Annotated in this window: 26 protein-coding genes, 2 tRNA genes and 1 pseudogene; 13 read left to right on the forward strand and 16 right to left on the reverse strand. The window is 41.7% G+C overall.

From position 1 onward, the window contains the following. The first annotated feature begins 26 nt into the window (after nt 1-26). On the forward strand, nt 27-1,598 hold the full coding sequence (locus tag I6L24_RS14020) for a sensor domain-containing diguanylate cyclase (RefSeq protein ID WP_148335312.1): 1,572 nt from the start codon (nt 27-29) through the stop codon (nt 1,596-1,598). Nucleotides 1,599-1,735: 137 nt separating this feature from the next. Continuing rightward, nucleotides 1,736-2,002: pseudogene (locus tag I6L24_RS16835) on the forward strand (hypothetical protein). Here I6L24_RS16835 and I6L24_RS14025 read toward each other — a convergent pair. Together I6L24_RS14025 and I6L24_RS14030 are read right to left on the reverse strand one after the other, a co-directional pair. Beyond that, nucleotides 1,999-2,916, reverse strand: coding sequence for a RipA family octameric membrane protein (locus tag I6L24_RS14025; RefSeq protein WP_148335310.1), 918 nt, complete (start codon nt 2,914-2,916; stop codon nt 1,999-2,001). The pseudogene I6L24_RS16835 and the gene I6L24_RS14025 overlap by 4 nt on opposite strands. Nucleotides 2,917-2,981: 65 nt before the next feature. Next, nucleotides 2,982-3,057 (reverse strand) — tRNA-Arg (locus I6L24_RS14030). Between the two features lie 190 nt (nt 3,058-3,247). Here I6L24_RS14030 and I6L24_RS14035 point away from each other — a divergent pair. The 7 genes from I6L24_RS14035 to I6L24_RS14065 all read left to right on the forward strand — a co-directional run bounded on the left by I6L24_RS14035 (nt 3,248) and on the right by I6L24_RS14065 (nt 9,347). Continuing rightward, complete coding sequence (locus I6L24_RS14035) at nt 3,248-4,183, forward strand: ABC transporter ATP-binding protein (RefSeq protein ID WP_004645601.1); 936 nt, start codon at nt 3,248-3,250, stop codon at nt 4,181-4,183. Further along, on the forward strand, nt 4,180-4,953 hold the full coding sequence (locus I6L24_RS14040) for an ABC transporter permease (RefSeq protein ID WP_004279041.1): 774 nt from the start codon (nt 4,180-4,182) through the stop codon (nt 4,951-4,953). Before I6L24_RS14035 ends, I6L24_RS14040 begins: the two co-directional genes overlap by 4 nt. Continuing rightward, nucleotides 4,953-5,768, forward strand: coding sequence for an NADPH-dependent 7-cyano-7-deazaguanine reductase QueF (gene queF / locus I6L24_RS14045; protein WP_148334579.1), 816 nt, complete (start codon nt 4,953-4,955; stop codon nt 5,766-5,768). Before I6L24_RS14040 ends, queF begins: the two co-directional genes overlap by 1 nt. Nucleotides 5,769-5,787: 19 nt before the next feature. Beyond that, on the forward strand, nt 5,788-6,441 hold the full coding sequence (locus I6L24_RS14050) for a hypothetical protein (RefSeq protein WP_005247485.1): 654 nt from the start codon (nt 5,788-5,790) through the stop codon (nt 6,439-6,441). 305 nt (nt 6,442-6,746) lie between these two features. Further along, entirely contained in the window at nt 6,747-7,748 is a 1,002-nt protein-coding gene (gene mltB, locus I6L24_RS14055) for a lytic murein transglycosylase B (protein WP_044112160.1), read from the forward strand. 288 nt (nt 7,749-8,036) lie between these two features. Beyond that, entirely contained in the window at nt 8,037-8,651 is a 615-nt protein-coding gene (locus I6L24_RS14060; RefSeq protein ID WP_004279046.1) for a septal ring lytic transglycosylase RlpA family protein, read from the forward strand. A gap of 240 nt (nt 8,652-8,891) precedes the next feature. Next, nucleotides 8,892-9,347, forward strand: a complete 456-nt coding sequence (locus I6L24_RS14065) for an Mpo1 family 2-hydroxy fatty acid dioxygenase (RefSeq protein ID WP_148334581.1) — start codon at nt 8,892-8,894, stop codon at nt 9,345-9,347. A gap of 33 nt (nt 9,348-9,380) precedes the next feature. Here the strand turns inward: I6L24_RS14065 and I6L24_RS14070 are convergent, their stop codons facing one another. The 3 genes from I6L24_RS14070 to rpsB all read right to left on the reverse strand — a co-directional run bounded on the left by I6L24_RS14070 (nt 9,381) and on the right by rpsB (nt 11,792). Beyond that, a complete protein-coding gene (locus I6L24_RS14070; RefSeq protein ID WP_044112163.1) occupies nt 9,381-9,881 on the reverse strand; it encodes a DUF3465 domain-containing protein in 501 nt (166 codons plus the stop codon). Nucleotides 9,882-10,027: 146 nt separating this feature from the next. Beyond that, the gene (gene tsf / locus I6L24_RS14075) at nt 10,028-10,903 is read right to left on the reverse strand and encodes a translation elongation factor Ts (protein WP_004645608.1); all 876 of its coding nucleotides are present in this window, start codon (nt 10,901-10,903) and stop codon (nt 10,028-10,030) included. Between the two features lie 142 nt (nt 10,904-11,045). Next, the gene (gene rpsB / locus I6L24_RS14080) at nt 11,046-11,792 is read right to left on the reverse strand and encodes a 30S ribosomal protein S2 (protein ID WP_004279050.1); all 747 of its coding nucleotides are present in this window, start codon (nt 11,790-11,792) and stop codon (nt 11,046-11,048) included. A gap of 207 nt (nt 11,793-11,999) precedes the next feature. Here rpsB and map point away from each other — a divergent pair, with 207 nt between their 5' ends. Beyond that, nucleotides 12,000-12,827, forward strand: coding sequence for a type I methionyl aminopeptidase (gene map / locus I6L24_RS14085; protein ID WP_148334583.1), 828 nt, complete (start codon nt 12,000-12,002; stop codon nt 12,825-12,827). Between the two features lie 253 nt (nt 12,828-13,080). Further along, nucleotides 13,081-14,316, forward strand: coding sequence for a pyridoxal phosphate-dependent aminotransferase (locus I6L24_RS14090; protein ID WP_005103791.1), 1,236 nt, complete (start codon nt 13,081-13,083; stop codon nt 14,314-14,316). A 62-nt stretch (nt 14,317-14,378) separates the two neighbouring features. Here I6L24_RS14090 and I6L24_RS16625 read toward each other — a convergent pair whose 3' ends face one another. Together I6L24_RS16625 and I6L24_RS14095 are read right to left on the reverse strand one after the other, a co-directional pair. After that, on the reverse strand, nt 14,379-14,597 hold the full coding sequence (locus I6L24_RS16625) for a hypothetical protein (protein ID WP_228733329.1): 219 nt from the start codon (nt 14,595-14,597) through the stop codon (nt 14,379-14,381). Further along, a complete protein-coding gene (locus I6L24_RS14095; RefSeq protein ID WP_228733330.1) occupies nt 14,558-15,730 on the reverse strand; it encodes an MATE family efflux transporter in 1,173 nt (390 codons plus the stop codon). The genes I6L24_RS16625 and I6L24_RS14095 overlap by 40 nt, the downstream gene beginning before the upstream one ends. A gap of 265 nt (nt 15,731-15,995) precedes the next feature. On the opposite strand from I6L24_RS14095, the gene I6L24_RS14100 reads away from it, so the two are divergent. Beyond that, nucleotides 15,996-16,433 carry a PaaI family thioesterase gene (locus I6L24_RS14100; protein WP_005247499.1) on the forward strand — a complete coding sequence of 146 codons (438 nt, stop codon included), beginning with the start codon at nt 15,996-15,998 and terminating at the stop codon, nt 16,431-16,433. Between the two features lie 36 nt (nt 16,434-16,469). On the opposite strand, the gene I6L24_RS14105 is transcribed toward I6L24_RS14100, so the two are convergent. Next, complete coding sequence (locus tag I6L24_RS14105; protein ID WP_005247501.1) at nt 16,470-16,925, reverse strand: hypothetical protein; 456 nt, start codon at nt 16,923-16,925, stop codon at nt 16,470-16,472. Between the two features lie 236 nt (nt 16,926-17,161). Here I6L24_RS14105 and I6L24_RS14110 point away from each other — a divergent pair. Beyond that, nucleotides 17,162-17,237: transfer RNA gene (locus I6L24_RS14110), tRNA-Asn, on the forward strand. Between the two features lie 197 nt (nt 17,238-17,434). Here the strand turns inward: I6L24_RS14110 and miaE are convergent. Genes miaE through lepB form a run of 8 tightly spaced genes read right to left on the reverse strand, consistent with a single transcriptional unit; the run spans nt 17,435 to nt 22,717 of the window. Beyond that, complete coding sequence (gene miaE, locus I6L24_RS14115; protein ID WP_044112167.1) at nt 17,435-18,088, reverse strand: tRNA-(ms[2]io[6]A)-hydroxylase; 654 nt, start codon at nt 18,086-18,088, stop codon at nt 17,435-17,437. A gap of 13 nt (nt 18,089-18,101) precedes the next feature. Further along, the gene (gene pdxJ, locus I6L24_RS14120; RefSeq protein WP_004645617.1) at nt 18,102-18,827 is read right to left on the reverse strand and encodes a pyridoxine 5'-phosphate synthase; all 726 of its coding nucleotides are present in this window, start codon (nt 18,825-18,827) and stop codon (nt 18,102-18,104) included. A gap of 13 nt (nt 18,828-18,840) precedes the next feature. Beyond that, nucleotides 18,841-19,551 carry a DNA repair protein RecO gene (gene recO, locus I6L24_RS14125; protein ID WP_005247507.1) on the reverse strand — a complete coding sequence of 237 codons (711 nt, stop codon included), beginning with the start codon at nt 19,549-19,551 and terminating at the stop codon, nt 18,841-18,843. Nucleotides 19,552-19,562: 11 nt separating this feature from the next. After that, a complete protein-coding gene (locus tag I6L24_RS14130; RefSeq protein ID WP_004645619.1) occupies nt 19,563-19,760 on the reverse strand; it encodes an NF038104 family lipoprotein in 198 nt (65 codons plus the stop codon). A gap of 36 nt (nt 19,761-19,796) precedes the next feature. Next, nucleotides 19,797-20,825 carry a GTPase Era gene (gene era, locus I6L24_RS14135; protein WP_004279061.1) on the reverse strand — a complete coding sequence of 343 codons (1,029 nt, stop codon included), beginning with the start codon at nt 20,823-20,825 and terminating at the stop codon, nt 19,797-19,799. After that, nucleotides 20,825-21,523: a ribonuclease III gene (gene rnc, locus I6L24_RS14140; RefSeq protein ID WP_148334585.1), complete on the reverse strand. Its 699-nt coding sequence runs from the start codon at nt 21,521-21,523 to the stop codon at nt 20,825-20,827. The genes era and rnc overlap by 1 nt, the downstream gene beginning before the upstream one ends. Beyond that, complete coding sequence (locus I6L24_RS14145; protein WP_004645621.1) at nt 21,495-21,866, reverse strand: DUF4845 domain-containing protein; 372 nt, start codon at nt 21,864-21,866, stop codon at nt 21,495-21,497. Before I6L24_RS14145 ends, rnc begins: the two co-directional genes overlap by 29 nt. Before the next feature lie 23 nt (nt 21,867-21,889). Continuing rightward, a complete protein-coding gene (gene lepB / locus I6L24_RS14150; protein WP_044112168.1) occupies nt 21,890-22,717 on the reverse strand; it encodes a signal peptidase I in 828 nt (275 codons plus the stop codon). Nucleotides 22,718-22,728 lie beyond the last annotated feature (11 nt).

Genomic DNA, 22,728 nt, shown 5'->3' on the forward strand with positions numbered 1-22,728 from the left:
ATACATCGAGATATATCTAATTTTTTATGTCAGCTAATAATTTTAGGAAACACCTTGATCTCAATTTAAGGCAGTTAATACTTTTATTGGCTATTTTTAGTGTGTCTAGCCTTTTTATTATTTCTCTCATTATTAGCTATCAGATCGTAAAAAATCAGTTAATCGACAATTCCCTTGCCTTAAACGCTGACCATGCCCATAAAATTGCATTAAGCACAGACAACCATTTTAGAAATATGCTTCTTGAACTGGACTATAGCGCCAAGATATTAGGTCAAGACTTTAATAACAATGAGCTGAGAGAAGCCGAGGTCAATAAATTAAAATATCAGTCTGAACACTATAACAGTGTCGTGATCAGTGATACTCAAGGCAGACTAATCAATTTTTCACCGAATATTCTGAATATTGATAGAAGTAAAATACAACATACTCAAGGGATTATTGACTCTCTCCATAAAAAATCGACTTATATATCTTCACCCTATTTTTCTGTGCAAAAAAACATGATCGTGTTTATATCTCAACCTATTTTTGACAAGTCAAATCACTATCAGGGCTTCATCGGTTCAGCGATTTATTTAAAAGAAAAAAATGTAATTAATCAGCTTCTAACCACTTATAAAAATTATAAGAATAGTTATATGTATGTGATTAACAATGAAAATAAAATTATTTTCCATCCGGATCGTGAACGAATTGGTCAATGGGCCAGCAATAATACTGGTCTGGAATATATGCATGCGCATAAAAATGGTCAAATTCGTTTAATCAATAGCCAGGGCACTGATAATCTGGCGGGTTTTTCTCATATTCCGACTTCAAACTGGATCGTGGTTTCCCAACAACCCACCCATGACTTACTTAAACAGGCAAATTCTATCCTTTATAAATTAGCCGCAGGATTCTTTTTATTTTATCTGCTTGTTTTTTATATTGTATGGCGGCTGTCTGATTCTATCTCGGCCCCGTTGAATCAACTGGCAGATATGGCGAGTTTGCTAAATCAGGCAGAAATCGGTTCAAAAATTAAGGATATCCAGCCCTGGTACTATGAGGTCACAAAATTCAAGTTAGCTCTACTGCTCAGTGTTCGAAAGTTTTCACAACAAATGAGCAAAATGGATCATCATATTAATACAGATCCTTTAACCGGCTTGATGAATCGTCGTGGGTTGAATTATGTCATGACTCATAACATGAAAATGAACATCCCTTTTTCAGTGCTTCTGATGGATGTGGATCATTTTAAAAACATTAATGACAATTATGGTCATGATCAAGGTGATGTTGTCTTAAAGCATATTGCCAAGACGATGCAGCAAAAATTTCGTAAAGATGATATTTGCTGCCGCTACGGTGGTGAAGAATTTATCATTATTATACCGAACAGCAATCTCACTGAAGTGTATGAAAGTGCGGAAAGGTTCAGAAAAGAGATTGCAGGTAAAGAGATTCAGAATATAGGTCACATTAGCATTTCGATTGGGATTGCTTCTTGGCCAGACAGTTCTAAAAATATTCTAGACGTTTTGAAAATTGCCGATAACAATCTTTATCGGGCGAAAGATGATGGCCGCAACTGTGTGCGTTACTAATTTGATTTATTTTTCAGTTTTATAGCTTAAATAAATGGTGCGCTCAGCAGGCACTTTCGTTAATTTTGGGTTTTCTCGTCTTTTTTCATTTTATCTAATTTTCTCTTTATTACAGGTAAAAGATTGGAGGTGAATTCATGACGGCAATGGTGAATATTGGTAACTTTATTGTTGCCCTGCCACCTTCAGACATTTAGTCGACATATGATCAGGCGGCAGAATTTTTAAGTTATGAAAAAGAATACTTCAAAGCGTCTATCATTTGCTTAAATGGATTCCCAAAACCAAAGTACATTACCGAGACTGCAAAAGGTCGAAGATGGAACTTGATAAAACTATCTAACTGGCTAGAAGGTAGGCCGGAAGATTTAAAAAAAGCAGTAGGTAGACCCCGTAAAATTTAGCGGGGTTTTTCTTGATTATATTGATTAAATATTAGTTGAGTTGGTGGATCTTCATTGTCTGCAAAGAAGTGACCATTTATTAACTTTAAGTCATTCCAACCATCTTTAAGCATTGCAGGTATATCGCTCTTACCATCACATTCACGAATGCATAACTCATATTTTGAACTAGTATTTATTACAGACTTTGCAAGCCCCAGCGTTCCAAGGAATAAGACTAACCATGTAATTAGTAGAATTATTCCTGAAGATATTGGCACACGACTAACAGAATACCTCCCACTAATAAGAGTTTTAGAAATGCTTTCAAATAACTCAGGGGCTTTACTAGTATAAAGAGGCTTTTTATAAGTTTTAGTAATCACTTTTTTTTCGGTGTCAGACTTTGATTTTGTTTCACTGAAATCAAATAAGCTAATAAAAGATTCATTAGATCCTGTGAGTTTTTCCATTTTTCTTTTTAAAGTAAGTTCAATGTCACTCGTTCTTACTTCCCACCATTCTTGCCAATATTTTGCGCCGGCTGCAACTTTTATTTGATGCCATGAAATAAAGATCCCCATAAAACAAATGGTTGATTCTACAAATGGCTTACTTGCTTGATTGCTAAAAACAGCTGCCAGTAGGACACCCTGAAATAACATAAAGAAGTTATTGCGGTGAATTAAATTTGAGATTTCGAAATTTCTTGTTTCTATGCTTAACTTATAAACTGACTTTAGCTCATCAATTTCATTTTTTAATTTTTTATCATCAAAATAATTTTTTAGAGGGTTTCTAGGCCTCTTAATTTCTTCACTACCATCTTTCTGATCAATTGGATCTGAAGAGCTGTAATTTTTAACCGCCTTATATCTTTTATTAAATGATTGGAATTTTAGATAGGGATATTTTAACAAGCTACGCAGTCCCACAAATACCCCTAAAAAATATAAATTACGCCAAAGGCATTATAAATTATTGATTTTATAATCAGTAGTGGTGCGCTCAGCGGGACTCGAACCCACGCCACAGGCTTCGGAGACCTGTACTCTATCCAGTTGAGCTATGAGCGCATCTTTTTTGGATCGCGCACATCATAACAAAAAAAAGCATAAGGTAAAGCAACTATCTCTAACTTCATCATTTTTATGCTTAAGCTTTATACAATGTTCCAAAACAGCAACACAGAATTGCATGTGAATCACTTGGCTTATTTTGCGAGATCACTCACAATATCTCAACTTTTCACCATTTGAGATATTCATGACTGATGCACTGATCTTAAGGGATGTGTCGAAGACCTATCGCAATGGCTTTCAGGCATTGAAAGGAATTAACTTAAATGTACCAGAAGGTGAGTTCTATGCGCTACTAGGTCCTAATGGCGCAGGAAAATCTACCACCATCGGTATTATCAGTTCATTAACAAAAAAAACCTCCGGTACAGTCGAAATTTTTGGTCATAATCTGGATACCCACCCTTCTCAGGCCAAACAGTGCCTAGGTGTAGTACCTCAGGAATTCAACTTTGCCCAGTTTGAAAAAACCTTTGATATTTTGGTGACTCAGGCAGGCTATTACGGCATTCCTAAAAAAATTGCACAGGAACGGGCGGAGCTTTATCTGACCAAACTGGGTTTATGGGAAAAGCGTGCCACTCAGGCCCGCATGTTATCGGGCGGGATGAAACGTCGCCTGATGATCGCGCGTGCCATGATGCACGAACCGAAACTGCTGATTCTGGATGAACCGACGGCTGGTGTTGATATCGAGTTGCGTCGTTCGATGTGGGAATTTTTGAACGAGATGAATGAAAAAGGCACTTCCATCATTCTGACCACACATTATCTAGAAGAAGCAGAAATGCTGTGTCGCCGTATTGCGATTATTGATCGCGGTGTGATTAAAGAAGACACCACCATGAAAAGCTTCCTGAGTCAGCTCAATGAAGAATCGTTTATTTTTGATCTGGCCGAACCGATTGAACCTTTGCATCTGGATATCATCGGCGTGCGTTTTAACCTGATCGATCCGATGACTTTAGAAATCACCATGGACAAGGCACATACCATGAATGATCTGTTCCAATTGCTGGAATCACAAAATATTCAGGTACGCAGTATGCGCAATAAATCCAACCGTCTGGAAGAACTTTTTGTGAAAATGGTCGAGAAAAATCTGGATGGAGCTGCGCAATGAACATTAATCAACTCAGCGTAGCTTTATATACCATTATCTATAAAGAAGTGCGTCGCTTTATGCGCATCTGGCCACAGACCCTGTTGCCACCTGCAATCACCATGAGCCTGTACTTCGTGATCTTTGGTAATCTGGTCGGCTCACGCATTGGAGAAATGGGCGGCTATAGTTATATGGAGTTCATTGTGCCCGGTCTGATTATGATGGCCGTGATCACCAACAGCTATGCCAACGTCTCATCTAGTTTCTTCAGCTCAAAATTCCAGAAAAGCATTGAAGAACTGATCATGAGTCCGGTACCGATGCATGCCATTTTATGGGGTCATGTATTGGGCGGTGTGATTCGTGGCATATTAGTTGCGATCATTGTCAGTGCCGTGAGCTTATTTTTTGCCGATTTATACATCACTAACTGGTTTGTGACTATATATACAGTCTTGATTACTTCCCTGCTGTTTTCCTTGGGTGGTTTTATCAATGCCGTCTATGCCAAATCTTTCGATGATATCTCGATCATCCCGACTTTTGTTTTAACACCACTGACCTATTTAGGTGGTGTGTTTTATGCTATTTCGAGCTTAAGCCCATTCTGGCAAAATTTATCTTTAATTAATCCTGTCGTGTATATGGTCAATGCGTTCCGCTATGGCATTTTAGGACATAGCGATGTCAATGTTGCCATTTCACTGACAGTGATTACCTTATGTTGCGCCGTGCTGTATGCAGTGGCCTATCATTTACTCTCCCGTGGTTCAGGAATGCGTGAATAATGAGTGTAGAACAATCTCTCCTTGGTAAAGACACCAATTACCCGACAGATTATCAGCCTGATGTTCTGTTTCCGATTTCGCGCGCGCCTGCCCGTGAACAATACGCACATGTCGAAGCGATTCAGCAAGGTGCAGACTGGTGGCATGTATTTGAAATTTCCTGGTTAAATTCAACCGGTGTGCCGCAAGTGGCTATTGGCCGCATTAGCTTGCCAGCGTCTTCGCCGAATCTGATTGAATCCAAATCCTTAAAACTGTATTTCAATAGCCTGAATTTTGCCAAGTTTGAATCTCAAGATGCCTTTATCACGACGGTCGAAAAAGATTTATCTGCTGCGGCTGAAGCTGAAGTTAAACTGCAATTGTTTCAGGTCGATGAATTAGAGATCAGCAAGCCGGAAGGCATCTGCATTGACGAGCTGACACCTGAGCGCCTAGAAAATCATCCAGATGCCAGTTTATTGGCTTTGGATTCGGATGATGCAGCAGAAGGTGAAATCCAGCTGTATTCACATTTACTCAGAAGTAACTGCCCAGTCACTGGCCAGCCGGACTGGGGAACAGTTTTTATACGTTATCAAGGTAAAAAACCTTGTTATAAGAGTATTTTAGCTTATATTGTTTCCTACCGTCAGCATAATGGGTTCCACGAACAATGTGTGGAGCAGATGTTTGCCGATATCTGGCAGCAACTGAAACCGGAAAAGCTGATGGTCTACGCAACCTATACACGCCGTGGTGGATTGGATATCAACCCTTGCCGTGTATCGGATTTAACATGGATGCCTCGCCCTATTCGTTTAGCGCGACAATAAAAAACATTGAGGTTGAACAATGCCATTTTTTGGGTTTATTCCTTCTGCAGAGCTTTTAAATACAATTCAGACTGCACAAAAAAACAAAAATTCAAGTGAGCCGCTTTACCCATTGCGTGATAAAACCGCATTAATGATTAATGATGAAATTATTGATGCGATTCTTACCGAGCTGGTGCGTCGCTTTCCTGCCAGCGATAAACGTGATACTGCGGAAAAACTGGCTGGCTATATCAAGTCGACTGTTGCAGTTTTGCTGAAACAGTTATTGAGTAAAGCACCAAATGACGTAGTCAGAGAGTCGATTGCATTCTCTGAGCGCAGTCTGTTTAAAGATCCTGAAGGACATTTCCGCATTGGTGAATCACTGGATGCCAGTCTGGTGACGAATTTAAAACATCATTACGCAGAACTTAAAGCCGGTCAGAGTATCGATAAACAAGCGTTCAGTAACTTGTACAAGCAATTTGGTGAAGCGACAGTACGACATTTTATGGTCGACTTTAATAAAACCCTGGATCTTGGCATGATCAAACGTAAGGCAGCAGATATTGGCGCATCTGCAGTGATCAAGGCTATCAATATGGCAGCAGATAAAATTATTCTGAATTTGAATAAAGATGAGCTGCGCGCCATGGCCGAATATCACGACACTTTGTTCTATACAGAATAGTTTTAGATAGCATGATTTCAAGATTCTCTGTAAATCTTGAGGAATTAGCCTGACTTCAGTCAGGCTTTTTTATGATCAGTGAAATAGCTTGTTACAGATAAGCGGCTCTATAAGACAGACTGCCGTAAAAATAGCCAATCCATCGCTATTTTTGTATAAGCGGCTAGGTCTCTTATTCATCCGAATGTTATCTTTAATCTGGCACTTTAAGTCTCACGATTGAAAAAATTTTATCAATCTTTTTCATGGCATGATTCAAATGACATCGCCAGCAACTCATCAAAAAAACTGGAAATCGTAGCAAGATGTTGAAATCGGATTTTTATAAAAAGTTTAAGCAGCTTTCAATCGCACTTACCGCATTCGGTCTCAGCAGTTTGAGTCTGGCCAACGATTTCCAATATCACCCCTCTTATGCCGCTTTTAAGCAAAACGCCATGCAGCGCTATGGGCTGAGCGCCCAACAAGTAGATTCCGCCATGAACGGTACGCGTAATTTGCCTAATATCATCAATATCATGAATCGCCCAGGTGAAAGTAAGCCTTGGTATTCGTATAAGACTAACTTCCTGGCTGAATCTACCATTCAGCGCGGCGTACGCTTTAAACAGCAATATGCAGAAACGCTTAACCGTGCTGAACAGCAGTTTGGTGTGCCGCAATCGATCATTCTGGGCATTTTAGGTGTAGAAACCGGTTTTGGCAGCAACAAGGGTTCTTTTGTCACTCGTGATGCCCTAGCAACCTTAGGGTTTGGCTATGAACGTCGTGCCCAGTATTTTCAGGATGAACTGGCTGCTTTAATTGCCTGGTCATATAGAGATGGTGTTGCCACCTCTTCTGTGGTGGGTTCTTATGCTGGCGCTGTTGGCTATCCGCAGTTTATGCCGAGCAACATTCCCAAATTCGGCGTGGACTACGATGGCAATGGTCATATTGACCTGCGTAACTCAGCGGTAGATGCGATTGGCTCGATTGCCAACTATCTGGCACAGCATGGCTGGCAGCGTAATCAGCCGATTGCCTTTCCGGCACGTTATACCGGTTCAAATCCCGATGCTGTGATTGCCAAGGATCTGACTCAACCTATGCCTTATGGTGTGTTAAAAACGCAAGGCATTAGCCCAATGAATCCAATCGTAAAAATTGACGATCTGGATCTGGTCAATGTAATTCAATTACAAGAAAATTATGGCTCGATTTACTACATCACTTATCCAAATTTTCAAGTGATTACCACCTATAATCGCAGCCGTATGTATGCCACTGCTTTGTGGTTATTAGGTACCGAAATTACCAGCCGTTAACACTAAAAATTAATACAAATTATGAAAGTCAACATTTTTATGGGTTAATTTGTGCGTATTTTAAGCATTTTTAATATTATGTTACAATATTGATTATTTTTTGATCAATCATTGTTTATTTTGCGTTCTTTTTTTAACTATTTTAATTAAACACTAGACAGGGTATTGCCGGCATGAATATTATCCATTTCGTTAAATGTAGTTGCATAAGTTAAATATCAGGCATGTTTACATGGTTTTTCAGCCATTTATGAATAACCAATAGATATGCTGTTAGGAGTTGATTCGATGCATTCTTCAATTTTGAAGTCTTTTATGGCCATTGCCACGATCGTCACGCTGACGCAATCGCAGGCAGATATGGTTCCGTCATCTTCATTCACCAATGAAAATGATAATTCGCGTCTTGCAACGCGAGTACTCAATAAAGAAGCTCAAAGCTTCAATTCAAATTTCACAAATTTGAACAGCCTTTCAATCACTGAGCGTTCTGGCGATAAAGTTCGCCGTGAAACCATTGCAGCGAAAATTGAACTTCCTGCAGAAGAGCCTTCAGTGATTGAAAAACTGAATACAGTGGCTTCTAATACTGTACGTAAATTCAGTCAGACAGGTACAGCGTCTTGGTATGGTCGTCAATTCCACGGCCGTAAAACTGCAAGCGGTGAGACCTTTGACATGAACGCAATGACAGCTGCTCATCGTAGCCTGCCATTGAACTGCTATATTCGCGTAACTAACCGCAATAATGGCAAGAGCGTCGTGGTTAAAGTAAATGACCGCGGTCCTTTCCATGGTAACCGTGTTGTTGATTTATCTTACGGTGCTGCGAAACAGTTAGGTATTACCAGTGCCGGTACTGCAAAAGTCAGTATTGAACGTGTCGCTGGTCCAAATTCTTAAGATTTGACCTGCAACGCATTTAACAAAGGCCACAGTAATGTGGCTTTTTTATTGTGCTCATTTTCTAGAAGAATATAAACGTCCCTGCTCAGCCCTATCTCAAAGTTCTTTCAAGAAAATTTTGGCATGCTCATCCTGCCTAATAAAATCCCTTCGCCTGCATGATTAACTTTTGACCATATCCGGATTCTGCTTTATATTTCCAGATAAGCAAAACATGTTCATGGAATGGAGCGAAGAATGAAAACAATATCTGAATGGTTTGATGAATATAGTGACAGCCATCAAAATAAAACCAACAAGCTGATTCACTGGGTCTGCGTACCGACCATCTATTTTTCGATTATTGGCATTCTGGCGCATTTCAGCGCTTTGCTGACGACCCTGCTACTGGTTTTGGCTTTTATCTTCTATGCACGCCTAGATCTTGTTTTGGCAGTAGCGATGGCTACGTTGACTTTGGTCATGGCCTGGCTCATCTGGATTCTGCCAGTCGGTACCGGTTTCTTTATTGCCCTGTTTGTCTTGGCCTGGATTGGCCAATTTTATGGGCACAAAGTGGAAGGTAAAAAGCCTTCATTCTTCAAAGACCTCCAATTCCTCCTCATTGGCCCAATTTGGTGCATGGATGCATATTTAGGTAAAATCCTACCGAACTGGAAATCACGCCATAGCAGCGCAATTATGAGCGTTTAAACGCTATATTCGATTTATCGAATTGGAAGAACTTTATTGATAGGTTCTTCCTTGATGTTTTAACCAGCCATCGACATGTTTTCGCGCAGGGTCATGATGCGTCCAGTGAATCACCCCGCCCTTGTCACTGTATTCATATTCTCCATAAAACTCGACCTGATCCTGTTTTTGAATACTCTGAATACGCGATGCCAGATCGATATTATGTGCAACCAGTACAGTTTGGCCATTTGGTAATTCGAGGATAAACTTTTGATGGCGCGATCCTTCATGATCATCTGGCAAAACGGCAATCACCCGCCCGCTTGAACGCACTTGTAGATCACTCTGGCGCTGTTGAAACGCCCGTGCAATTCGGTCCAGATCATCAGTGGCTTGAGAAGGTTCTAAGTTAGGCTCTGAATGAAGCGTTTCAGTTGTAGTATCAGATGCGGATGGAATAAGTGGTTGGGATTGCTGTTGATCCAGGCCCAGATAAGCAGCAATCAACAATGCAATGACTGCACCGATGCCCAGATTGGTTTTATTTGGCATTTTTTATAACTTTTTTATTAAATGATGAATACATGATCTAAGCTCTATCACTAGACCCAAATCCTGCTCTTGAATTGCTGATGAAGAATAGACCAGCATAAAAAAGCCCCATCAATCAGATAGGGCTTTTTCTAATTCCTAAGGAATTATTTTGCAGCAGCTTGAGCAGCAGCAACTTCTTCAGCGAAGCTCATTTCTGCTTTTTTCTCAATGCCTTCACCAACTTCGAAACGAACGAAGTTTGCAACTGTAGTACCAGTTGCTTTAAGAACGTCTGCAACTTTCTTGTCGTTGTCGATTACGTACATTTGACGCTCAAGTACAACTTCATTCAAGTATTTCTCAACAGAACCTACAACCATCTTCTCAACGATGTTTGCTGGCTTGCCTGATTCAAGTGCTTTCGCTTCAGCAATTTCTTTCTCTTTCGCGATAAGCTCAGCAGAAACGCCTTCAGCATTTACAGCAACTGGATTGAACGCAGCAACGTGCATTGCCAAGCCTTTACCTGTAGCTTCATCACCAGTGTAAGAAACAACAACACCGATTTTAAGACCGTGTTTGTAAACTGCAAGGTTTTCGCCTTCAACAATTTTCGCACGACGTACTTGGATGTTTTCACCGATTTTTTGAACAAGAGCGATACGCGCTTCTTCAACAGTCGTACCATCTTCTAGTTTCAATTCAGCGATTTGAGCAGGATCAGTTACGTTTGCAGCAAGTGCAGCAGCAGCAACTTTCGCAGAGAAACCAGCAAAGTTTTCGTCTTTTGCAACGAAGTCAGTTTGACAGTTAACTTCTAAAAGAAGTGCTTTGTTGCCGTCTTGAGCAATCGTGATTGCGCCGTCAGCAGCAATGTTACCTGCTTTTTTAGCAGCTTTAGCTTGACCAGATTTACGTAGGTTGTCGATCGCCAGTTCAACGTCGCCGCCCGCTTCTGTCAAAGCTTTTTTACATTCCATCATTGCAAGACCAGTACGATCGCGCAATTCTTTAACCATGCTTGCTGTAACTGCAGTCATGTTTATCTCCTAAATTCGGTAGAAAATGAATTCTTTTTAGAACAGAAACGGCCCAGAGGAGTTCTCATGGGCCGCCTGCATACATAACGCTTACTTTGCCACCATCACATGTCGCAAAAATGACAAGCTAGCGTCAAACGCATTAAGCCTCAGAAGCTGGAGCTTCTTCTGCTTTAGCTTGTGCATTTGCTTGTGATTGAGCATATTCTTTACCAGCAAGAATCGCATCAGCCATAGCAGAAGCATAAAGTGTTACTGCACGGATCGCATCATCGTTACCCGGGATAACGTAGTCTACGTTGTCTGGGTTAGAGTTTGTATCAACGATACCGATTACAGGAATACCAAGGTTCTTAGCTTCTTTGATTGCAATCGCTTCGTGATCAACATCGATTACGAATAATGCGTCAGGTAAACCACCCATGTTTTTAACGCCGCCTAAGCCACGCTCAAGTTTTTCCATCTCACGAGTACGCTCTAGAGCTTCACGTTTAGTCAGCTTAGCGAAAGTACCGTCTTGAGATTGAGTTTGAAGGTCTTTTAAACGGTTGATAGATTGGCGAAGTGTTTTCCAGTTCGTCAACATACCACCTAACCAGCGGTGATCTACATATGGTTGACCAGCGCGTTGAGCTTGTTCACGGATGATCGCAGAAGCTGCACGTTTAGTACCAACGAACAAAACTTTGTTCTTTTTGCTAGCCAAGTTGTTAGCAAAGTTCAAAGCATCATTTAACGCAGGAACAGTGTGCTCAAGGTTGATGATGTGAATTTTGTTACGCGCACCAAAGATGTAATCACGCATCTTTGGATTCCAGAAACGAGTTTGGTGACCAAAGTGCGCGCCAGCTTGAAGAAGGTCGCGCATGCTTACGTTGTAATCTGCCATTTTCTTTACCTTAAAGTTTGGGTTAGGCCTCCATATACCCGCATTCTCCACCCTAAAGGGCACCCAGAGTAATGTGTCGATATATGTGCGGATTTTTTTGCCTCATCGCACAAAGCCCGTGAAATTTATTCACGAAAAAGCATTTGATAAAATGGGCGGCTATTTATACCATAGTCACACACAAATTTCCAAAAGTTTTTAGAGATCATGAACAACACTTACCAAGCTCCACGTCGACTCATCAAAACCCCTGACGAAATTGAAAAAATGCGTGTGGCAGGGCGACTGGCGGCAGAAGTTTTGGATATGATCAAACCGCATATTGTTCCGGGTGTCACCACTCTGGAACTTGATACGATTTGTCATGACTATATTGTCAATCAACAACAGGCGATTCCAGCATGCTTAGGCTATGGCGCTGCACCGGGTCGACCTGCCTTCCAACATACTATTTGTACTTCTGTGAACCATGTGGTGTGTCACGGCATTCCATCAGACAGTAAAAAATTGAAAAAAGGCGACATCCTGAACATTGATGTGACCGTGATTAAAGATGGCTATCATGGTGACACCAACATGATGTACATCGTGGGTGGTGAAACCACTATTCTTGCCAACCGTCTATGTAAGGTAGCGCAAGAAGCCATGTACCGGGGTATTGAAACTGTAAAACCGGGTTCAACCATTGGCGATATTGGTCATGCCATTCAGCAGTATGTTGAATCCGAGCGTTTTGGCGTGGTACGTGAATATTGTGGTCACGGTATTGGTACAACTTTCCATGACGAACCGCAAGTACTGCATTATGGTCAGCCAGATACCGGCATGGTACTTGAAGAAGGCATGACCTTTACCATTGAGCCAATGGTCAATGGTGGTGACTGGAAAACCAAATTACTCGGTGATAAATGGACAGTGGTCACCAAAGACCATTCATTGTCAGCACAATATGAACATACGATTCTGGTGACCAAAACCGGCGCGGAAATTTTAACCGCACGCCCGGACGAAGATTTGTCACGCTTTAGTGTGTAACCACAACATCAACAACACAAAATGGTCACTTTAAAGTGGCCATTTTTATTTTATATTTCATGCATTCGTATGCATGACCGAGATGTAAAAAGTCTCCCCTTGCCTGCTTCCAGCGCATCGAAATTCAAGATAAAGTTCGGCCAATACACCATTTTTCCTTAAAGTTTTCCAAATTCTTTTGCCCTATCTGCACCATTTTAGGCTAAGATAATGTGCTTTTTATTTTTTAATCCCTATAAGAAGGAATACTGCCGTGGACGTACGTCTCTCTGATCGTGTGAATGCCATCAAACCGTCCCCTACGCTTGCTGTGACCAACAAAGCTGCTGAATTAAAAGCTGCAGGTCACAACGTGATTGGTTTGGGCGCAGGTGAACCAGATTTTGATACCCCTCAACACATCAAAGATGCAGCAATTGCAGCGATTAACAACGGTTTCACCAAATACACCGCTGTTGACGGTACGCCAGGTCTTAAAAAAGCCATTATTGCTAAATTCAAACGCGACAATAACCTAGACTATGCAGCAAACCAGATTCTGGTTTCTTGTGGTGGTAAGCAATCATTCTTTAACTTGGCCCTTGCTTTGTTAAACAAAGGTGATGAAGTCATCATCCCTGCACCATTCTGGGTAAGCTACCCGGATATGGTGATCATCGCTGAAGGTGTTCCTGTTATTGTGAAATGTGGTGAAGAACAACGTTTCAAAATCACCCCTGAACAATTAGAAGCTGCAATCACTGACAAAACACGTCTAGTAGTATTGAACAGCCCGTCTAACCCTACAGGTATGATCTACACTAAAGCTGAGCTTGAAGCGCTGGCTGACGTACTGCGTAAATACCCAGAAGTATTTATCGCATCTGATGACATGTACGAACCAATCCGTTGGGATGACGAGTTCTACAACATCGCAACAGTTGCACCAGACCTTTATGACCGTACGATTGTGTTAAACGGTGTGTCTAAAGCTTATGCAATGACTGGCTGGCGTATCGGCTACGCAGCGGGCCCTGCTAAACTGATTGGTGCAATGAAGAAGATCCAGTCTCAATCGACTTCAAACCCAACTTCTATTTCGCAAGTTGCTGCTGAAGCTGCATTGAATGGTCCTCAAGACGTTCTTGAGCCAATGATTGAAGCATTCAAACGTCGCCATGACTTGGTTGTGAAAGGCTTGAATGATATTCACGGTATTTCTTGCCTGCCTGCTGATGGTGCATTCTATGCATATGCCAACATCAAACCGTTGATTCGTGCCAAAGGTCTTAAGTCTTGCACAGAATTCTCTGCATGGTTACTGGAAGAAACTGGTGTTGCAGTGGTTCCTGGTGATGCATTCGGTCTTGGCGGTTTCATGCGCATCTCTTACGCTACTGCTGACGAAGTACTGGTGGATGCACTTGCACGCATCAAGAAAGCGGCTGATTCAATCGAAGGCGTTGACGCTGCGATTGCTTCAATCGAAGCTGAAAAAGCTGCAAAATAATCTAGCTTGCTAGATAAAAAACCCGCGAGTTTCGCGGGTTTTTTTATGTTCTTCAACATGTATTAAACAGTGAGTCGTATTCGCTTATAGCTCAAGTATTTCATGAGTAAACAAACAAAACATAGACTTGCTGCAATCGTGTACGCAATACTCAACATCCACCAAAACCCATGAATCCCCAATGCATTGCTTTGCCAATTAAACAGTGTCATTGGATGATACCCCACATACCAACCACCACCTAAGCCCACGACCAGCACCGTACTGATAAAAATAAACATCGGTCTGACAATTCTCGCCAGCAACGTAGCATTGCCAAACTAATCACCAGTAGCGCATCAAAGATATGCATCCAACACATTAACAGGATCAATGCCAAGGCTAATGCAATCACCTGCGCATCATTGCTAAATAACCCTACAATCCAACTATCTAAGCCCCAAATAGTCAACACGACAACGATAGCTATTAGCATCACAGCCATCAATGCCCGCTTACTGAGTTGCCATGCAGCATCAATCTGCTCCGCACCGATTTTAGTCGACACCAAAATACCGAAGGCGGATGCCATCGACATCGGCAACATAAACATCAAGCCCAATAAACCAAGCATCACCTGATATGCATTCACTACAATGTCACCCAAAGGCAAGATCAGCAAAGCAATCGCGCTGATGGCAAATACATCCACAAAAGTCACCACCGCATTGGGCAATCCAATTTTTAAAATTTTCAACAAAGTCTGCCAGTGAAAGAAAACACCAGACCACTGGATCTTTAACTTCCGCTCAAGGAAGAAAAAATAGTAAACAAACAACAGTACCCACTGCACAATCAAATGTGCCATGAATGCACCTTCAACCCCATAGCTTGTAACATAACCTTCAATGCCATAAATCAAGACATAAGCCAAAGCCAAAGCCACTTTGAGCAGTAAATAGATCATATTGGCGTAGAACACGCGCTTAGCCTGCCCACAGGCTTGGGTTAAAATATATAAAATGCGCAACAATAAATGCGCTGGAATCGTCCAAGCTAACAGCCACAGACATGACACAATCAATGCCTGTAATGCCGCATCTGCCTTTAAAAAATGAAGTACAGGAGTCGCATAATTAAACAAGTACATCGCAACAGCAGAAATCACCAGTACAATCAAAATACTTTGCTTCACGATACGTTGGATGTCCGCATAATCCTGACGTCCATTGGCTTCTGCCAGCTCTTGCATCATGCCCTGTAACACCCCAATACCCGTTACAAAGCACAAAGAATAAACAGACAAACAGACTGCCAATGCAGCCACATGCTGAGGTGAAAAATGTGATAGAAAAATCACGTCGAACAAACTACTGAGCATAATAATGGCATTACTGAGAAAAATAGGCACCCAAAGATGCAGAAACTGTTTCATTACCCTATCACTCGATTTTTTAATTCTTTTATAAGACTCGTTTTTTGACAGATTATTTAAATCTGAGATATTTCATTAAAAATGTATACCAGTATCGTGCCATAAATCATTCTATTTCTTATTTTTTATAAAGATGACTTCACTCAGGTGCAAGCACTGTACTTCTTACAAAATAATCCGCCATTTCTATACCAGATTGCTATTATCGATGTCACAATTTTGAATTAAATCTCAACAACTCAAGAATAATGACAGGAGAATTACAATGAACCCAAAAGAAATGAGCGGTTTAGCATTACTGGAAGCGATGCGTGATGAAAAAATCCCGGCCCCAAGTATTAGCGAAACCATGTCGATGCAACCAGCAGTGATTAAAAGCGGACATGTAGAATTTAAGGTAAAAGCTGATCATCGACATTTAAATCCGCTTGGCGGCGTCCATGGTGGTTTTGCTGCAACCGTTTTGGATACCGTGACAGGCTGCGCGATTCATACTTTACTTGAAGCAGGTGTCGGTTATGGCACCATTGATCTGAATGTAAAGATGTGCCGCCCCATACCTCAGAATCAGCCACTGAAAGCCGTAGGAAAATCAATTAATCTCAGTAGAAATTTAGGTATTTCTGAAGGTCAGATTCTGGATGAAGAAGGTCGCCTGTATGCTCATGCCACTGCGACCTGTATGATTATTCGGACTGAATGAATATTGGTAGCCTGTACAATTCATCAGACACTTCATTTAAATAATATTACTTTTCGCCTGCCCTGCTTTAACAAATGACAAGCGTGGTCGAGTTAAGCCTTGAAACTCAAAATAATGCTTGGAAACATTGGCTAATTCCACATCTTGTGTTTGTGTTGTTGAGGCTTGCCACGCTTTAGACTGATTAGTACCTGTCAAAAGATTGCCAGAAATGGCATAGATATAAAGGTCTTTGCCTTGCTCTTTCAGATAGTCTGCATTCAGGAAAACTTCAAAGTTAAATTGACTTTCAGTTTCTACCAACCATTTTTCTGCAAACCATAATTGCAGCAAATCACCTAAATAAAGTGATTTTTGCGCCAAAGGCCATAGCGTGATATGAGCGTCTTTAACCGGGATATAATACTGTGCAGGATCGGCAATAATCTGAAGATAGTTTTCTTGATAATAAGCCAGTTGAGAGAAAATTTGAGGGATGCTGAGCGTATTCATTCGCTGTCTCCGATTTAGCCATTTTTGTGCTGGCAAGTAGGTTTAAATCCACACTGTTTGACCATTTGGTCAAACGACTTTATGGTTTTAATCTAGCAAGTGAAATTTATTCTGACAAGTATTTTTCGTAAAATTTATGCAATTGCCCAAATTAAAAACAGACAGGCTGTATTTATAATAAATATGATAATTTTTGCTTGACCCCCGTCAAAATCTCTCTATAATCGCTTTCAGATTCTCCAATAGCTCAGTCGGTAGAGCGACGGACTGTTAATCCGCAGGTCCCTGGTTCGAGCCCAGGTTGGAGAGCCAAATTCAAGAAAGCCCACTCATCATGAAGTGGGCTTTTTTATTATCTTAAAATTTGACGGCTTGTTATTTTCAACTATTTAAAATGAATAATTATTTTCAATCCCTCATAAAATTCGATATATAAATACCCCTCTTTTCAAAATTTTGAGATATAAAAAATCCCCCATGCATGGAGGATTTTTAAACTGTCACCGAGATTAAGCCGCTTGAGCCGGAACACCGCTATGAAAACGGAAAGTTTCATCAGGCGCGAGAATCAGCTGTTTTTCAACTTCACGAATATGCTGGATTCGCTCCTGAATATCCTCTTTCGGATTTTTCAGTTTCGCTGTGGTAGCAACATCCATCGCCAAAGCCAAATAGTCTTCAAAATGGCGAGATTCGGACTTGAGCAGGTAGCGGTAGTAACGTGCCAATTCATCATCAACACGCGAAGCAAGCGCGTAAAAACGCTCACAGGAACGCGCTTCCACAAAGGCACCAATCACCAAGACATCAATCAAGGCTTCAGGTTCAAAAGTCCGGATTTCCTTACGCAAACCACCGGCATAACGCCCTGCACTCAAGTTTTGCCAAGCCTGACCGCGCTTGTTCATCAATTCAAGCACTTGCTCATAATGCAGCATTTCTTCACGCACCAGCTGTGCAAGCTTCACCTGTAGATCAACAAAATAGCTATAGCGAAACATAAGGTTCATGGCCGTGCTGGCTGCTTTTTTTTCACAGTTGGCATGATCTTGCATCAAGATTTCAAGATTTTCGACCGCCATATCCAGCCATGCTTGCGGTGTTTCACAACCGAGGAAAGCAATCACCGGCTGCATCAGTTCATCATAATTAATATTCGACATAACCACTCTAATCTTAACGCGCTGACTTAATCACGGCTTTCATTTGCTGAACCGCTTGTGCCAGACCAACAAATACCGCATCCGCAATTAAAGAATGACCGATATTGAGCTCATGAATCTGTGGAATCGCAGCAATCGGCGTCACGTTATCCAGATTTAAACCATGACCTGCATTCACTACCAAACCTTTAGATGCAGCATATTCAGCACCTTTCACAATGCGTTCCAGTTCCGCTTGTTGCGCTTCTGGAGTTTCTGCATCGGCATAGGCGCCTGTGTGAATCTCAATCGTCGGTGCACCACAAGCAACTGCTGCATCAATTTGTGCAAAATCGGCATCAATAAATAAAGATACATCACAACCAATGGCTTCCAGCTCTTGAGTCGCGGCTTTTACAGCATCAAAATTACCCACGACATCCAGACCACCTTCAGTGGTCACTTCCTGACGTTTTTCAGGAACAAAACAAACATGCTGTGGCTTGATTTCCTTGGCAAAGGCGATCATTTCATCTGTTACCGCCAACTCAAGGTTCATACGGGTTTTTAACGCAGGACGCATACGACGCACATCGTCATCCTGAATGTGACGACGGTCTTCACGCAAGTGCAAGGTAATGCCTTCTGCCCCTGCCTGTTCGCAGATCAATGCAGCATTGACTGGGTCTGGGTACGTCGTACCACGTGCTTGTCTTAAAGTTGCGACATGGTCAATATTGACACCAAGTAATGCAGCCATAATCTTTTCCTAACTACGATTGAGATTGAGAGTTTTGAATCCAGAGTTGTCGACTCTTTAATGGTCGATCACCGAGCAAAGCCGTGATCACCTGTCGATACAGTTTCGTCAGTAATTGTAACTGTTCCGGATTAAAATCCCCACCATTTTCATACATCAACATGCTTAAAATCTGTTGACCGGAGATAGTGGAGCGCAAGGCCTTAGCCGATGGCATAAAGCCGGCATTGAGCTGAAAATAATAGTGCTGTAGTGGATCAATCTGCGCCTGATTGGCATCTACCGAAAAATCCAGACCATAACCGAGCTCTTCCAGCAAAACATGCTCAAACTGGCGCAAGATCTGTTTTAAATATAAATTCGGGTTGGATTGTGCGGATAATTGCTGCAATGCGGTTAAGGTCTCTGCATATTTAGCAAAGGTTTGCGGCATTTCCACTTCAAGTGGGCATAAGCGCAGCAAAATTTCATTCAGATAAAAACCTGAAAAAAAGGCATCGCCAAAAAAGAAAATCGGCTGATTAACAATTTCCAGTTTAGTAAAATTTTTGAGTTCGGATTTACCTGAAGCTTGCAAGCGAATGGGCTGGTATTGCGGTGGTGGCATTTGCCTGAGAATACCATCTACCCTGCCATATTCTTGGGTAAATAAATGCACAATATGACTGCGTTCACGGTACTTACGATGATGAATCAGATAACCATGCAGTACTTCGTTACGCATAAGCGGGCACTTTAATCCTTATCTTTTTTTGATTTTTTATCATCTTCTTCGTCATCCCCATCCGGGATCACTGCACCCACAACAGCCGCAGTGCCTTTGACTGCGACTTTTGTGGTTTTATAAGCCACTTTAACAGGAACCGTGACCACTTTATGAATACAGCCTTGCAGAAATAAAACACATGCAACCACTGCCAACACTTTCATCATCACAGATTCCTCGAAGGGTCTTATCAAGCTTATCGCTTAGATATCACTATAACCTAAGCTTTTTAATGCACGTTCATCATCAGACCAGCCACCTTTGACTTTCACCCAAAGGGTTAACATGATTTTCTGTTCGAACATTTTTTCCATGTCGAGACGCGCATCCATACCGATTTTCTTCAGTTTGACACCTTTCTCGCCAATCACAATGGCTTTTTGGCTCGGACGATCGACAAAAATCGTGGCATCAATATAGGTACAGGCAGCTTTCATACGACCCGTTTTTTCATTCAAGACCGGCTCTTCAGTTTTGAATGATTCGATCTGAACGGTCAAATCGTATGGAAGCTCTTCACCCAGCTGACGCATGATCTTTTCACGGATAATTTCAGACGCCAGGAAACGCTCTGAACGATCGGTCAGTTGATCCAGTGAGTATAGTGGTGGCTGGAACGGAAGATACTTGGCAATCGTGTCACGTAAATGTTCAAGATTGGCACCACGAAGCGCAGATACCGGTACGATTTCCGCAAAGTTCATCAGCTTTTCGCGTTCACGAATCAGCGGCAAAGCTTCGTTCTTGTTTTCAAAAGTATCGAGCTTGTTGATCACCAGAATCACTGGCATTTCAGCATTTTTCAGCTTTTCCAGAACCAGGTCATCGTTTGGCGTCCACTTTTGTGCATCCACTACGAATAAAACCAGGTTTACATCACGCAAAGCCGAATGTGCCGCACGGTTCATCATTTTATTGATGGCACGGACTTCTTTTTTATGCATCCCCGGTGTATCAACAAATACCGCCTGAGATTTTTCACGTGAATCAATCCCCACGATTTTATGACGTGTGGTTTGCGGTTTACGTGAGGTAATTGAAAGCTTCTGACCCAGAATATGGTTCATTAAGGTAGATTTACCCACATTCGGGCGACCTACAATGGCAACAAAACCACTGCGATAATCCGATGGGATTTCGGTGCCTTGTGCACTAAAAAATTGACTAATAAGGTCGTGACTGTCGCTTTGCGACTCGTGATCAGCATCAATGTGATCGGAATGAGTAGTCATTAAGACTTATGCTCCAAAAGTTTCAAAATATCCGCCGCAACGGCTTGTTCAGCAAAACGCCGGCTCACGCCTTCGCCTTGCATGGTCGGCAATCCCGCAATCTGGCATTCCACTTTAAAATGCTGATTGGGTGCATCACCTTGAATATCTACAACCTCGTAAACTGGGAGAGGTTTCTTACGTGCTTGTAAATACTCTTGTAAGCGAGATTTAGGATCTTTAAGCTGATCTGTCGGCTCAATATGATCTAAATATGGCTCGTACCATTTTAACACAATCGGTTCTAGCACGGTGAGATCACCGCAGTCGACATAGATTGCGCCAATAATCGCTTCTACCGTATCTGCCAGTATAGACTCACGATGATGACCGCCAGATTTCAATTCACCGGTACTGAGAATTAAATTCTGACTCAGTTTTAAATCATTGGCGATTTTTCCTAATGCTTCCTGACGAACCAGGGTCGCACGCATACGCGTTAACCGGCCTTCATTTTCGCTTGGATAGGCATTAAAAAGATAATTCGCAATGATCATCCCTAAAAGAGAATCGCCCAGAAATTCCAGGCGCTCGTAGTTGTGTTTATGACTGACTGAACGATGAGTCAATGCCAGTTTCAGCAAATCAGCCTGTTTAAACTGATAGCCGATCCGTTTGGCAAGACGTTCATCATTTAGCTTTGACTGTGCTTTGATCAAACTCTTTCTCAAACTTCATCACTAAATCGATATTCATTATGAAATTTTTACGAATTTCATAATTCTTGTGCACCTGTAAACCATCGGTATTGGTGACTTTGGCAATTTCGTCAAACTTCAGATCACGAATATTATTCATTTCTAAACGCTGACTCATCTGTTGACGGAATGTTTCTGGCGTTATATTGGCTGGAGCACTTTTTAACAGCGCCTCAATCTCACCATCGACCATACGATCATCGAAGTATGGTCCCCACACCGCAATCGCCACTTTTGCAAGAAATGCAAAGCCCACGATTGCAATTAAAACCCCAATATAAGAAGCACCTTGTTGATGTCTCATTTTTATTTTCCTGATTGAAACAATTAATCGATTGTTCCGTTTCGACCAAACGATGGCAATTTAAAGCCAGGTTCTTTATGCATCCAGATATAGAAGGCACGACCTGTTAAGTTTTCTTCCGGAACAAGCCCCCAGAAACGACTGTCAGCACTCTGATCGCGATTATCCCCCATCGCAAAGTAATGACCTTCTGGTACTTTCACTTCCCAATATAAACCATTTTCACCTGAATATTTACCATTTTCCAAATAGTTAATAAAAGGTGCCTGACGAGCGACATTTACGCCTTCCAGCTCACGCATGGTAAAGGTATGCTCACCCAGGGTTTCTTTATGATAAATGGCATTTGGAGTATCTAAACGGTCTTTTTCGCGGCTAAATTCTACTGGAACTTTCGCTACTTTTTCACCATTAATGCTCAACTGGCCATGATCATAAACAATATGATCGCCTGGCAAGCCGACAATACGCTTGATATAACTGATGGTCGGTTGCGGTGGATAACGGAATACCGCCACATCGCCACGTTCCGGACTGCCAGTATCAATAATTTTGGTATTGACCATAGGCAGTTTGATGCCATAGTCAAATTTATTCACCAGAATAAAATCACCGGTTTCCAGCGTCGGCACCATCGAATCGGATGGAATATTAAAAGGTTCATATAAAAACGAACGCAGTACCAGCACAATGGTCAGTACCGGCCAAAAGTCATAAGCCCAAGTGATAATGAAATTCTCATGGCCTTTGCCTCGGGTTTGTCTTTGCTTCAAAACAAACTTGTCTAGCAACCACACTGTGACAAAAAACAGGGTCGCAGGCACAAGAATCAAATTAAAATCAAAATCCATGGGCTTATATC

The sequence above is a fragment of the Acinetobacter lwoffii genome (assembly GCF_019048525.1).
GTDB lineage: Bacteria > Pseudomonadota > Gammaproteobacteria > Pseudomonadales > Moraxellaceae > Acinetobacter > Acinetobacter lwoffii_K.

Excerpts from the sequence above, each read along its gene's own strand:
- I6L24_RS14020 (WP_148335312.1), top strand. The coding sequence starts at position 27 with ATGTCAGCTAATAATTTTAGGAAACACCTTGATCTCAATTTAAGGCAG.
- I6L24_RS14035 (WP_004645601.1), top strand. The coding sequence starts at position 3,248 with ATGACTGATGCACTGATCTTAAGGGATGTGTCGAAGACCTATCGCAAT.
- I6L24_RS14040 (WP_004279041.1), top strand. The coding sequence starts at position 4,180 with ATGAACATTAATCAACTCAGCGTAGCTTTATATACCATTATCTATAAA.
- queF (WP_148334579.1), top strand. The coding sequence starts at position 4,953 with ATGAGTGTAGAACAATCTCTCCTTGGTAAAGACACCAATTACCCGACA.
- I6L24_RS14050 (WP_005247485.1), top strand. The coding sequence starts at position 5,788 with ATGCCATTTTTTGGGTTTATTCCTTCTGCAGAGCTTTTAAATACAATT.
- mltB (WP_044112160.1), top strand. The coding sequence starts at position 6,747 with ATGTTGAAATCGGATTTTTATAAAAAGTTTAAGCAGCTTTCAATCGCA.
- I6L24_RS14060 (WP_004279046.1), top strand. The coding sequence starts at position 8,037 with ATGCATTCTTCAATTTTGAAGTCTTTTATGGCCATTGCCACGATCGTC.
- I6L24_RS14065 (WP_148334581.1), top strand. The coding sequence starts at position 8,892 with ATGAAAACAATATCTGAATGGTTTGATGAATATAGTGACAGCCATCAA.
- I6L24_RS14070 (WP_044112163.1), bottom strand. The coding sequence starts at position 9,881 with ATGCCAAATAAAACCAATCTGGGCATCGGTGCAGTCATTGCATTGTTG.
- tsf (WP_004645608.1), bottom strand. The coding sequence starts at position 10,903 with ATGACTGCAGTTACAGCAAGCATGGTTAAAGAATTGCGCGATCGTACT.
- rpsB (WP_004279050.1), bottom strand. The coding sequence starts at position 11,792 with ATGGCAGATTACAACGTAAGCATGCGCGACCTTCTTCAAGCTGGCGCG.
- map (WP_148334583.1), top strand. The coding sequence starts at position 12,000 with ATGAACAACACTTACCAAGCTCCACGTCGACTCATCAAAACCCCTGAC.
- I6L24_RS16625 (WP_228733329.1), bottom strand. The coding sequence starts at position 14,597 with ATGTTTATTTTTATCAGTACGGTGCTGGTCGTGGGCTTAGGTGGTGGT.
- I6L24_RS14095 (WP_228733330.1), bottom strand. The coding sequence starts at position 15,730 with ATGAAACAGTTTCTGCATCTTTGGGTGCCTATTTTTCTCAGTAATGCC.
- I6L24_RS14100 (WP_005247499.1), top strand. The coding sequence starts at position 15,996 with ATGAACCCAAAAGAAATGAGCGGTTTAGCATTACTGGAAGCGATGCGT.
- I6L24_RS14105 (WP_005247501.1), bottom strand. The coding sequence starts at position 16,925 with ATGAATACGCTCAGCATCCCTCAAATTTTCTCTCAACTGGCTTATTAT.
- miaE (WP_044112167.1), bottom strand. The coding sequence starts at position 18,088 with ATGTCGAATATTAATTATGATGAACTGATGCAGCCGGTGATTGCTTTC.
- pdxJ (WP_004645617.1), bottom strand. The coding sequence starts at position 18,827 with ATGGCTGCATTACTTGGTGTCAATATTGACCATGTCGCAACTTTAAGA.
- recO (WP_005247507.1), bottom strand. The coding sequence starts at position 19,551 with ATGCGTAACGAAGTACTGCATGGTTATCTGATTCATCATCGTAAGTAC.
- I6L24_RS14130 (WP_004645619.1), bottom strand. The coding sequence starts at position 19,760 with ATGATGAAAGTGTTGGCAGTGGTTGCATGTGTTTTATTTCTGCAAGGC.
- era (WP_004279061.1), bottom strand. The coding sequence starts at position 20,825 with ATGACTACTCATTCCGATCACATTGATGCTGATCACGAGTCGCAAAGC.
- I6L24_RS14145 (WP_004645621.1), bottom strand. The coding sequence starts at position 21,866 with ATGAGACATCAACAAGGTGCTTCTTATATTGGGGTTTTAATTGCAATC.
- lepB (WP_044112168.1), bottom strand. The coding sequence starts at position 22,717 with ATGGATTTTGATTTTAATTTGATTCTTGTGCCTGCGACCCTGTTTTTT.